This is a genomic window from Asticcacaulis currens (assembly GCF_028550395.1).
Taxonomy (GTDB): Bacteria; Pseudomonadota; Alphaproteobacteria; order Caulobacterales; family Caulobacteraceae; genus Asticcacaulis; species Asticcacaulis currens.
Window position 1 is genome coordinate 514,634 of the sequence record NZ_JAQQKW010000001.1, and the last position, 12,083, is coordinate 526,716.

The following is a 12,083-nucleotide window of genomic DNA, read 5'->3' on the forward strand; positions in this document are numbered from 1 at the left end:
GGTGGGGTCGGCTGTGGAAATCCCCGCGACGATGCATTTCGCGCTGGTGAGCCTCGTTAACACTGATTAACTTACGCCCATGAACGCGATCCCCCCTTCCGAAAAAGACCTTAAAGCCCAACTCGATGGTGCCACGCCTGTGATGGCCCAATATCTGGAGGTGAAAGCCGCCAATCCGGGTTCGCTTCTGTTCTTTCGCATGGGCGATTTCTACGAACTGTTTTTTGAGGATGCCGAGCAGGCGGCCGGCGCCTTGTCCCTGGCATTGACTAAGCGTGGCAAGCATCAGGGCGAGGACATTCCAATGGCCGGAGTGCCCGCCCATGCTGCGGAAGCCTATATCGCCAAGCTGATCCGAATGGGGTTTCGTGTCGCCATTTGCGACCAACTCGAAGACCCGTCCGAAGCCAAAAAGCGCGGCTACAAGGCGGTGGTTAAGCGGGGCATTACGCGCATCGTCACGCCGGGCACCTTGACTGAGGACAGTCTGCTCGAAGAACGCGGGGCCAATCGTCTGGTGGCGCTCTCGCAAAGGGCGGGGGTGATGGCGTTGGCCTCTCTGGAGCTGTCCACGGGAGAGGTGGAGTGTCTGGAACTGACGCCGGAGACGCTGGGCACGCATCTGTCGGCATTGCGGCCTTCAGAAAGCCTCGTGTCCGACCGCCTGCTTCAGGATGAACACCTCTATGCTTTGCTGAAATATTGCGGCGGTGCGATCCAGCCGCAACCGGCGTCTTTGTCGGATCCCTCGGCGGGCGAGGCGCGGTTGAAGAGGCTCTATGGGGTCGAAACGCTCGACGGGTTCGGAGCGTTCAGCCCGTCTGAACTGTCGGCACTTGGTATGCTCGCGGCCTACATCGACCTGACGCAGGCGGGTAAGGCCCCGGTGCTTAAAGCGCCAAAAAAGGTCGCTTCCCTGGCCTATCTGGCCATCGACCCGTCCACGCGTCTCAGCCTGGAGATCGAACGCACGCAAAAGGGCAGCCGTGAAGGCTCGCTGATGTCGGCCATCGATCGCACAATTACCTCCGGCGGTTCGCGCCTTTTGGCGGCACGTTTGTCGCGACCGCTTAACGCCCCTTTAGAGATCAATCAAAGACTCGATGCGGTGCAATGGTTCCTCGCCCAGCGGCCTCTGCGTCAGGAGGTGCGTCAAAGATTGCGGGGCATGAGCGACATGGCGCGCGCTCTGTCACGCCTGGGTCTGGGGCGGGGTGGGCCCCGCGATCTCAAGGTCGTCCGCGACTGCCTCGATCTGGCCAGAGATATGGTCGCCTTGTTGCAGCCCACTGATCCGGAAAGCCGGCTCGATCCCGACTGGCCCGCTGAAATCCACGCCCATGTTGAGGCTCTGACGGCTGGCGAGACCGTCCTCGATCTGTTGTTCAAGCTCGAAAAGGCCTTGGTCGACGAGCCGCCCCTGTCCACGCGCGATGGTGGTTTTATCAAGCCAGGCTACAATAGCCATCTTCAGGACGCCATCACCCTACGTAACGACTCGCGCCAGATTATTCTGCGCATGGAGGCCGATCTCCAGCAGGAAACCGGCCTGCCGCTGAAGATCAAATACAATGCGGTTCTGGGCTACTTTATCGAACTTACGGCCAAACAGGCCGAAGCCTTAAGTGACGCGCATCGCCAGCGTTTTATCCATCGCCAGACGCTTGCCAATCAGATGCGATTTTCGACGCCTGAGCTGATCGACCTTGATGCGCGCATCGCCCGCGCCGGTTCCGACGCGCTCAACCTCGAGCTGGCCATCTTCGAAGATCTGCGTGAAGAGGTGCGCAGCAATGCGCATCCCTTGCAGGACATGTTCGATGCCTTCTGTGCGCTGGACGTCGCTGCCGCCGCTGCCGAATGGGCCGAAGACCTTGAAGCCACCCGACCTGTTGTCGACGACAGCCTCATCTTCGATGCCAAAGGTGCACGTCACCCCGTGGTTGTCGCAGCGCTTCGGGCTGAAGGCAAACCCTTCACACCCAATGATTGCTGTCTCGATGCGTCAGGACAGACCGGCCCGCGCCTTCATCTTGTGACCGGGCCCAACATGGCGGGTAAATCGACGTTCCTGCGCCAGAACGCATTGCTGGTGATCATGGCGCAGGCTGGCCTGTTCGTTCCGGCAACATCTTTCCGGCTGGGCGTGGTTGATCGTCTCTTTTCGCGTGTCGGGGCCGGTGACGATCTGGCGCAGGGGCGATCTACCTTTATGATGGAGATGGTTGAAACCGCTGCCATCCTCACCCAGGCGACCCATCGCTCGTTCGTTATTCTGGACGAGATCGGGCGTGGCACCGCAACCTTCGACGGTCTGGCCATCGCCTGGGCCTGCGCTGAAAACCTGCACGAGGTGGTCAAGGCGCGTGCCCTGTTTGCCACCCACTATCATGAGCTGGCGCAGCTTGAATCCTTACTTGCCCATACCCACAATATCTCTATGACGGCGCGAGAGTGGAACGGCGAACTGATCTTTCTGCATGAGGCCAGGCGTGGCGCAGCTGATCGGTCTTACGGCGTTCAGGTCGCGCGCCTGGCCGGGATGCCGCCGGTGGTCGTGGCGCGAGCCAAAGACATTCTGGAGAGGCTTGAAACCGACAAAGCCCATCAGCTCAAACTGGACGACCTGCCCCTCTTTGCCACCGTCCAGGCGCAGGTTTCGGTTGCGACGTCGCAAAAACCCGCGGAAACCGAGCTGGAAAAGGCGCTTAAGGGGATCAATCCGGACGACCTCAGTCCCCGCGAGGCCCTGGAAGTTATCTATCGTTTAAGGGGACTGGTGTAAGCTTGGGAGAGTTAAATGCTGCCTGCAGGTGAACCCGCCCTTATGCTGACCAAGACCAGTCCCGCCCTGCTGAGCCACAGCATTGACGGCGCCTTGTTGCGCCGCAAACTGACTGAGGCCTATGAGAACTCAAGCGGCGATGTCGCCGATCTCAGACGCAAGGCCGTTGCGATTCTCAAGCGGGAATGGGACCAGTCGCGCGAAAGTCTCCTGATGCATATTGAAACGCATCGCGGGGGGCTTTCAACGGCGCGCGAATTGTCGAAACTGGCCGACGAGATCATAACCGCTCTGTGGGATTTTACACTGACCCACGTTTATCGCGCGCGCAACCCGACCGAGGGCGAGCGGCTGGCATTGGTGGCGGTGGGCGGCTACGGGCGAGGCGAACTGGCCCCCTTTTCCGATCTTGACCTTTTGTTTTTACGTGCGTGGAAAGAAACGCCGCATTCGGAAAGCGTCATCGAATTTATCCTTTATTCGTTGTGGGATCTGGGCCTGAAGGTCGGTCATGCGTCGCGCACGGTCGATGAAAGCCTCAAGATGGCGCGCGAAGACCACACGGTCATGACCGCACTTCTTGAATACCGGCCTCTGTCTGGCGATCCCGGGCTCGTGCAGTCGCTCAAGGAAAAGCTGGCGGCTGACGTGATGCGTCATGGCGCGTCCGATTTCGTCGCTGCCAAGCTGGAAGAGCGCGATTTCCGCCACGCCAAGGCCGGGACGACGCGTTATGTGGTCGAACCGAATCTCAAAGAAGGTAAGGGGGGCTTACGCGACCTTCACACCTTGTTCTGGATTGCCAAATATCTGGCCGGGGCGATCCAGGCACCGGTCCTGCGTGAAAGCCAGAGGGCGCCGGCGGCGGGGGGGTGGGGCGTTCTTGACCCGCTGCTGACTGAAAAGGAACGCATGGCCTTCGTGCAGGCCTTCGACTTTCTGTGGAAGGTCCGCATTCTGACCCACATGACGGCGGGTCGCGCCGAAGAGCGGCTGAGCTTCGATCTTCAGCCGGAAATCGCCCGCCGAATGGGCTATATTGAGGCCGATGGCGAACCGGCCGTCGAACGATTCATGCGCCGCTATTTTCTTGTGGCCAAGGAGGTGGGGGCTTTGACCCGCATCTTCTGCACCAAGCTCGAGGCGCAACAGACCAAACCGCTGCAGCGCCTGACACATTTCTTGCAGTCAGGGCTTCTGTCCCTGACCAAGCCTGACCATCCCGGCCTCATTATCGACGCGGGAAGACTGAGCGTGCAGAGCCCGGACGTGTTCAAAAAGGCTCCCATTGCCATGTTCAAGCTGTTCCGCATGGCAGATCGGCTGGAGATGGACCTGCATCCGGACGCCTTCACAGCGGTGGCGCGCAATCTGAAACTGGTTAATGCGGCCCTGCGCCGTGACAAGGCCGTGGCAGAGGTCTTCCTCGACATACTCGTACGCGGCAAAAATCCTTATCGCACCCTGTCGCTGATGACCGAGACCGGTCTCCTCGGGCGCTATATACCCGAGTTCGGGCACATCGTGGCCCAGACCCAGTTCAACATGTACCACACCTATACGGTTGATGAGCATACGCTGCGCGCCATTGGCATTATTCGCGATATCGAACTTGGGCAGCATAAGGACGACCATCCGCTGGCGACCTCGCTCATTCCCAATCTGGCCAACAAGGAAACCCTTTACCTAGCTATGCTGCTGCATGATGTCGGCAAGGGCGGTGATCTGGGGCAGGAAATAGAGGGCGAAATCGCTGCGCGGCGCGCCTGTGGGCGACTGGGCCTCGAAAAGTGGCAGATCGATCAGGTCGCGTGGCTGGTGCGTCATCACCTCGTCCTGTCTGACTATGCCCAAAAGCGCGACGTTTCTGACCCCGAAACCGTGGCCTCCTTTGCGCGCATCGTTGAAACACCCGAGCGCCTACGGCAACTTCTGATCCTCACCGTGGCCGATATCCGCGCCGTGGGACCGGGCGTGTGGAATGGCTGGAAGGGCCAGCTGATGCGCGAGCTTCAGGCCGCCACCGAAGCGGCTTTCCGCGGAGGCCGTGGCACCGAAGGTGACGCCGTTACCCAGGTGCGCGAAGAGATCCAAGCGCGCGCCGCCGCCCTTCGCGAGTCGTTGAGCGCCGGGGATGCAAAGATGCACGGTTGGCTTGATACGATGGAAGAGTCCTACCTCTTTGCCTTTTCCGCTGAGGAAATCCTTCATCATGCCCGTCAGGTCTGGAATGGACCCGAAGGCCGCGCCTCTGCGCAGGCCTATATTGATCAAGCGCGCAACGCCGCCCGCTTTTGTATAACGGGCAAGGACCGTCCGGGCCTGTTTGCCGATCTGGCGCGCTGTTTCACCAATATGGGCGCTAACGTTGTGGGGGCTCAGGTCTTTACCTCAACCACCGGTCAGGCGCTCGACATCTTCTATGTGCAGGACGCGCAGGGTAAGCCCTTTGGCCACGATGATCCGGGCCGTCTGCGTCAGATGGAACAGGCTTTGGAAAAGGCGGTTGGCGGCGAAGTGGCCGCGCCTCTGATCCATAAGGCCATCAATGCGCATCGCGCCGCCGCCTTCGCCATCGCGCCGACCGTTGTCTTCGACGATGAATCCAACCCGCAGATGACCATTATCGAGGTATCAGGCCGCGACCGTCCCGGCCTTCTGGCTGATGTGGCTAGCGTGCTGGCCCGCGCACATCTGGATACGGCCTCCGCCCACATCGACTGCTACGGCGAACGCGCAGTCGATGCCTTTTACGTCGTCGATCACTTTACGCGCAAACAACTGACGAAGGCCCAGCGCGAAAAAGTTCACCGCGCCCTGACGGATGTGCTCGATCCGCCGTCGGCACCCACGCGTGCGGCCCCGACGCGGGCACGGGCGTCTGTGGCACGGTAACAGGTGTGCGCGTACAAGACTTAACCTCTTATTGAGGGCCTTGGCTGACAATAGGGGGCGAAGCGTACGGGAGTGCCGCCCATGTGGTCAGCGTTTGGTGGAAAAAAGTCTCATAAGACCGATGGCCTGAGTCAGGACCTCCTGACCGCGATTGAACTTAGTCAAAGTCTTATCGAGTTCGACCTTGAGGGGCGCGTACTTTCAGCCAACGCCAACTTTCTCAATCTGATGGGTTATTCGGCCTCTGAGCTAGTGGGTAAGCATCACTCGGCCTTTGTCGATCCGGCTGAGGTTGAAAAGCCGGGCTATCGGCAATTCTGGGCCGACTTAAAAGGCGGCATCGCGCAAAAGGGAGAGTTCCGGCGTCAGACCAAGGACGGGCGGAATGTCTATCTGGAAGCTGTTTATAACCCCATTCTTGATCGCTCTGGTAAGCCTTATAAAATTGTCAAAATCGCCTCCGACGTGACCGCTCGCAAGCTGCGTGACCTCGATCTGGAAGGTAAGGTCGCGGCAATGTCGCGCTCTCAGGCCGTTATTGAGTTCGCTCTGGATGGCACGGTGATTACGGCCAATGACAACTTTCTGAAGGTTATGGGCTATCGCCTCGAGGAGATAGTGGGTCGGCCCCATCAGGTTTTTGTTATGGAATCCGAACGCAATAGCGCCGCCTACACGGACTTCTGGCGCCGGCTGAAGGCGGGCGAGTTTGTGTCTTCGCAGTTCAAGCGCGTGAATAAGGACGGGCGTGAGGTCATTCTTCAGGCCACCTATAATCCCATACTGGGCATAGACGGCCTACCCCTGAAGATCGTCAAATTTGCCACTGATATCACACCGCAGGCGCAGAAGGATGCTGACCTTTTGAGCCAGGTGGAAGCCATTTCGCGCGCACAGGCCGTCATCGAGTTTGACCTCGAAGGCAAAATTCTCAACGCTAATGACAACTTCCTTAAGGTCATGGGCTATAGGCTGGACGAAATCCGCGGCAAGCACCACCGGATGTTTGTGGATGAGGCCACGGCCAATAGCGACGCCTATCGCGAATTCTGGGTCAAGCTGGTGCAGGGTGAGTTCGTCTCTGCAGAGTTTCAACGTCAGGCCAAGGGCGGGCGATCCGTCTATATTCAGGCCTCCTACAACGCCATTCTTGACATTAACGGCAAGCCCTACAAGGTCATCAAATACGCGACCGACGTTACCGCCCGACGCATGGCGCTCAACCGGACGACCGAGTTGTCCCACTCCCTTCAGGATCTGTCGGCAGCGGTTGAGGAGATGGCGGCCACCGGCCGGTCGATTTCCGATACCATGTCGCAAACCAAGGCGGCAGCCGATCAGGCCAATCAGTCCGTCAACGAGGCCGACGACAGCGCCCGGCAGCTGGCCGTCGCGGCAGCGCAGATGGACGGCATCGTCGAGATGATCAGCAATATCACCAGCCAGATCAATCTTCTGGCGCTAAACGCCACCATAGAATCCGCCCGAGCCGGCGAAGCCGGGCGCGGTTTCGCTGTCGTGGCAACCGAGGTTAAAAATCTGGCGACCCAGGCACGCAGGGCCACCGAACAGATTGTCGGGGAAATCGCAGGCGTGCGCGCCTCCTCTGCCGCGGTGGTCAATGCGCTTGATGCTATTCGTTCCACGGTTTCCAATGTCCAGGAGCAGGTCCTGTTCACGGCGGGCGCGGTCGAAGAGCAAAGCGCCACATCTCAGGACATGGCGCGCAACATGCAGATCGCCTCTTCAGAAGCGGAAAACATTGTCCGGGCGGCCTGATCCATATGCGCCGCGTTTCGCGCCGTTCGACGGGTTCCACGAGACGGAACATTTCGTCACCGGAACCTGCCAGATCCCGATCGACCATAACCGATAGTCAGTCATGGCCATGGCGGCACTACGAACATTGAGCGTGCGCGCCTATGCCGACCCTATCGTTGTCGGCTTCGCCGGGGAGACGATCACATCGACTGTTGAAGACACGAAACGATTTCTTCTGCATCAGCGATATGAGACATCCCAGGGGCTATCGCAAGAGTTGAAAAATCTCTGGAGCTATTCCACCGTTACCGACTTGGCGAGGTTTCGTGGCTGATCGACGTCCGTGCCCTTGTGCACGGCGGTGTGGTAGGCCAGAAGCTGAATCGGTACCGCGTAGATCAGCGGTGCGATAAACGGATCGCAGGTCGGGCCTTTGACGACTTTCAGCGTCTTTGAGGCGTCACCGGACAGGGCCGGGACCTTTTGCGGGGTGTCGGTGATCATCACCACACGACCGCCGCGCGCCGCAACCTCCTGCACGTTGGAGGCCGTCTTTTCAAACAGCTCGTCGTCCGGAGCGATAACCACGACCGGGGTCTTCTCGTCGATGAGAGCGATCGGACCGTGCTTCAGCTCGCCGGCCGCGTAGCCTTCGGCATGGATATAGCTGATTTCCTTGAGCTTCAGCGCACCTTCCAACGCTAGCGGATACATAGCGCCGCGACCCAGATAGATGACGTCGCGCGCCTTCGACAATTCATGGGTAATGCGCTGCAGCTCCGGGTCCATCAGCAGGGCATCGGCGATCAGGCCGGAGGTTTCCAGCAGGCATTGCACCAGACGCGCCTCTTCGGTGGCGTCAATGCGGCCGCGTTGAGCCGACGCCGCGACGGCCAGAGCCAGGAGGGCCGCCACCTGAGCCGTAAAGGCCTTGGTCGAAGCAACCCCTATTTCTGGCCCGGCGTGTGTCGGCCACATCAGATCCGCTTCGCGCGCCATGGTCGAGGTGTGCACATTGACGAGAGCGGCCGTTTTCAGCCCTTCCTCCTTACACCAGCGCAGCGCCGCCAGCGTGTCAGCGGTTTCGCCCGACTGCGACACCGCCAGACCCAGCGTACCGGGTGACATGGCCGGGGTGCGGTAACGAAACTCAGACGCCACCTCGACATCAACGGGCAGGCCCGCGATCTTTTCAAAAGCGTATTTGGCAATGCAGCCGGCATAGTACGCCGTACCGCAGGCAATAATCTGGATACGCGCCACGTTTTTGAAGTCGATAGCGGCCTTAATATCGGCGCGCACCGCCTTGGCTACCGGATCGAGATAGGCCGACAAGGTGCGTTGCACGCTTTCGGGCTGCTCATGCACTTCTTTTTCCATGAAGTGGCGGTAAGACCCCTTTTCCACCAGAGCAGCGGAGGCCGAGACGGTGGTGATGGGGCGGTTGACGCGGAAACCTTTGGCGTCGTGGATATCTGCGGTGTCTTCGGTGAGGATTACCCAGTCACCTTCTTCCAGATAGGTGACGCGGTTGGTAAAGGGCCCGACCGCCAGCGCATCGGAGCCCAGGAACATTTCACCGTCACCCCAGCCGACGACCAGAGGCGAACCCCGCCGCGCCCCGAAGAGGGTGCGATCCTCGCCCTCGACAATGATGGCCAGCGCATAGGCGCCGTTGAGCCGGTCGAGAACCGTCTTGAAAGCGTCTTTGGCCCTAAGGCCACTTTTCAGGGTCGCATCAAACAGGTGGGCGACCACCTCGGTATCCGTATCGGAGCTGAATTGGTGTCCGGCGGCGATCAGTTCGGCCTTCAGCTCGGCAAAATTCTCTATAATACCGTTGTGGACCACGGTGACGGGGCCCGAGGTGTGAGGGTGGGCATTGGCGATGGTCGGTGCGCCGTGTGTCGCCCAGCGTGTATGGCCAATACCAACCTGTCCCGATAGCGGGGTCTCAGCGACTACGGCCTCAAGCTGACGGATCTTACCCGCGGCACGGCGGCGTTCGGTCCCCTTATGCGTAACAACGGCGATACCCGCCGAGTCATAGCCACGATATTCGAGGCGACGCAGACTTTCGATCAGGCGAGGTGCCGCGTCGGAGGTGCCGATAACACCGATAATGCCACACATGTACAAACTCCGTCGGTAGGGAGGGCTATTTTGCGTATTTTTAGTAGCAGAGAGATTTGTAAAATGCTATGAATTTATTTCATATGCCGTTAAGGCCTTTGCCATAAAAGGGTCATTAAGGGCGGGCTTAGGTCGCTTTGCAGCGTCCGGTTACGGCGAATTTGCGATTAACGCATTGCGCTTCGGTGTGTAACCGGGCGCCTACCCCTGTTCAGAGTGGCCAATGAGTGAAAACAAATGGGAAAAGCTTCAGGCGGCGCTTGGGGCCACCGGCATTTCTATCAAGGATGTTGCGGAGGCTGCGGGCATTGCGCCTTCATCACTGTTTCGAGCGCTGAGCGGTCAGACCAAGGCCCCGCGCGCCGATACAGTCGATAAGCTGGAGGCGGCCTTTGTCGCCCTGACGACCGCCCGCATGGCCAGTTTTCGTGACACCCTGGCCCTCTATGGTTTCAACCCGATCAAGAACCCCAACGACCTGATGGCTTCGCACATGACCGCACTGAACCGCACGCGTAAATATTTCGGCACCGATGGCATCCGGGGCCGCGTCAACAGCTTCCCTATGACCGCCGAGGTCGCCTACCGCGTCGGTATGGCAGCGGGCAAAATGTTCATGTCTTCGGACAACCGCCGGCATCTGGCGGTGATCGGCAAGGATACACGTCTGTCGGGCTATATGATCGAACCGGCACTGGTGGCTGGATTTACCTCGGTCGGCATGGATGTGCGCCTGTTCGGCCCCCTGCCCACACCGGGGGTTGCCATGATGACCCGTTCGATGCGCGCCGATCTGGGGGTAATGATCTCCGCCTCGCACAATCCCTATTTCGATAATGGCATCAAGTTGTTTGGGCCGGATGGCTATAAGCTGTCCGATGAGGTGGAACTGGCCATTGAGGCGCGCATGGACGGCAATATTCTCGACGGCATTGCCGACCCGCAGAAACTGGGCCGCGTTCAGCGCGTCGATGATGCGCAGTATCGCTATGTCGAAATCGCCAAGGCGACCTTCGCTAAAAACCTGCTGCTTAAGGGGCTGCGCATCGTTATCGACTGCGCCAATGGTGCGGCCTATAAGGTGGCCCCGACCACGCTTTACGAGCTGGGCGCAGAAATCTTCTGTCTGGGCGTGTCGCCCGACGGCATGAATATCAACGAAAAGTGCGGCTCGACCCAGCCCCAGGCCATGGCCGAAAAGGTCAAGGAACTGCGTGCCGATATCGGTATTGCGCTGGACGGCGATGCGGACCGTCTGGTCATTTGCGATGAAAAGGGCACCATCGTGGATGGCGATCAGATCATGGCCATTATCGCCACCAGTCTTGCGGCTAAGGGTCAATTGAAGGGCGGCGGTCTGGTCGCCACAGTGATGTCGAATCTGGGTCTTGAGCGCCTGATGACGTCGAAGGGCCTGACGCTGGAGCGCACCAAGGTAGGCGACCGCTACGTGATGGAAAAGATGCGCGAGGGCGGTTTCAATCTGGGCGGCGAACAGTCGGGCCACGTCATCATGCTTGATCACGCGACGACCGGCGACGGCCTGATCGCTGCACTTCAAGTGCTGGCGGTGCTGGTCGAAAGCGGCCGCCCGATGAGCGAGCTGGCGCGTCAGTTTGAGCCGGTGCCGCAGCTTCTCAAAAACGTGCGCTTTACAGGCGACAGCCCCCTGAACCGTGAAGACGTGAAACAGGCCATTGCAGATGGTGAGGCGACGCTGAAAGGTACGGGGCGGGTACTGGTGCGGCCGTCGGGCACCGAACCGCTGATCCGCGTTATGGCTGAAGGCGACGATGCCACTCAGGTGCGAGCGGTGGTCGATCAGATTATCGGCGCGATTGCAGGGTGAGCAATCGAACGACCTGGGGGATCGTTCGATATGCGCAAGACGCCATAGGCACGGTGCAGCGAGCGCGATCGGAGACCCCCACCCTCACATCTCGCGGCCTTTCGCGGCTCGCGCGCTCCGCGTCCCCAACGCGTTTGGGAGGTATAAGGTGTGCAAAGACAAAAAAAGGCCGGAGCGTGAAGCTCCGGCCTTTCTCATTTTTGTCGCCAGAAAGGGCTTAGCCTTCCGAAGCTTCCTCAGCGGGGGCTTCTTCAGCGGCCGGAGCGGCAGCAGCGGCTTCGGCTTCCGCCTTGGCAGCGGCTTCGGCGTCCAGACGATCCTGCTCGCGTTGAGCGCGCTCGGCGGCGCGTTCCTGAGCCTTCTTGCCCGGCATGCCCTTTTGCGGGTTGTTGCCGTGTTCCCACTTCACGAGGCCTTCCTTCGACAGGAAGCGCGCGACGCGGTCGGTCGGCTGAGCGCCCTTCTTGAGCCAGTCGGCAATGACTTCGGTCTTCAGGGTGACGCGGTTGGCATCGTCCTTCGACAGCATCGGGTTGTACGAACCGACCTTGGCGATGAACTTACCATCGCGCGGGGCGGCGGCATCAGCGATGACGATGTGGTAGTACGGGCGCTTCTTGGAGCCACCGCGGGCCAGACGAATTTTCAGCATGATAAGAT

General features: G+C 59.8%; 6 protein-coding genes. 4 read left to right on the forward strand and 2 right to left on the reverse strand.

The annotated features are described in order from the left end of the window. The first annotated feature begins 79 nt into the window (after positions 1-79). The 3 genes from mutS (at position 80) to PQU94_RS02215 (ending at position 7,459) form a co-directional block, all read left to right on the forward strand. Positions 80-2,785, forward strand: coding sequence for a DNA mismatch repair protein MutS (gene mutS, locus PQU94_RS02205; RefSeq protein WP_272739854.1), 2,706 nt, complete (start codon positions 80-82; stop codon positions 2,783-2,785). A gap of 15 nt (positions 2,786-2,800) precedes the next feature. Further along, positions 2,801-5,680: a [protein-PII] uridylyltransferase gene (locus PQU94_RS02210; protein ID WP_272739855.1), complete on the forward strand. Its 2,880-nt coding sequence runs from the start codon at positions 2,801-2,803 to the stop codon at positions 5,678-5,680. An 81-nt stretch (positions 5,681-5,761) separates the two neighbouring features. After that, positions 5,762-7,459 (forward strand): methyl-accepting chemotaxis protein, encoded by a 1,698-nt coding sequence (locus PQU94_RS02215; RefSeq protein WP_272739856.1) that lies wholly within the window; start codon positions 5,762-5,764, stop codon positions 7,457-7,459. Positions 7,460-7,735: 276 nt separating this feature from the next. Here PQU94_RS02215 and glmS read toward each other — a convergent pair whose 3' ends face one another. Beyond that, the gene (gene glmS / locus PQU94_RS02220; RefSeq protein WP_272739857.1) at positions 7,736-9,574 is read right to left on the reverse strand and encodes a glutamine--fructose-6-phosphate transaminase (isomerizing); all 1,839 of its coding nucleotides are present in this window, start codon (positions 9,572-9,574) and stop codon (positions 7,736-7,738) included. Between the two features lie 223 nt (positions 9,575-9,797). Here glmS and glmM point away from each other — a divergent pair, with 223 nt between their 5' ends. Next, the gene (gene glmM / locus PQU94_RS02225) at positions 9,798-11,423 is read left to right on the forward strand and encodes a phosphoglucosamine mutase (protein WP_368407053.1); all 1,626 of its coding nucleotides are present in this window, start codon (positions 9,798-9,800) and stop codon (positions 11,421-11,423) included. A 217-nt stretch (positions 11,424-11,640) separates the two neighbouring features. On the opposite strand, the gene rpsP is transcribed toward glmM, so the two are convergent. After that, positions 11,641-12,075 (reverse strand): 30S ribosomal protein S16, encoded by a 435-nt coding sequence (gene rpsP, locus PQU94_RS02230; protein ID WP_272739858.1) that lies wholly within the window; start codon positions 12,073-12,075, stop codon positions 11,641-11,643. Between the last annotated feature and the right edge of the window lie 8 nt (positions 12,076-12,083).

Excerpts from the sequence above, each read along its gene's own strand:
- glmM (WP_368407053.1), top strand. The coding sequence starts at position 9,798 with ATGAGTGAAAACAAATGGGAAAAGCTTCAGGCGGCGCTTGGGGCCACC.
- glmS (WP_272739857.1), bottom strand. The coding sequence starts at position 9,574 with ATGTGTGGCATTATCGGTGTTATCGGCACCTCCGACGCGGCACCTCGC.
- PQU94_RS02210 (WP_272739855.1), top strand. The coding sequence starts at position 2,801 with ATGCTGCCTGCAGGTGAACCCGCCCTTATGCTGACCAAGACCAGTCCC.
- rpsP (WP_272739858.1), bottom strand. The coding sequence starts at position 12,075 with ATGCTGAAAATTCGTCTGGCCCGCGGTGGCTCCAAGAAGCGCCCGTAC.
- PQU94_RS02215 (WP_272739856.1), top strand. The coding sequence starts at position 5,762 with ATGTGGTCAGCGTTTGGTGGAAAAAAGTCTCATAAGACCGATGGCCTG.
- mutS (WP_272739854.1), top strand. The coding sequence starts at position 80 with ATGAACGCGATCCCCCCTTCCGAAAAAGACCTTAAAGCCCAACTCGAT.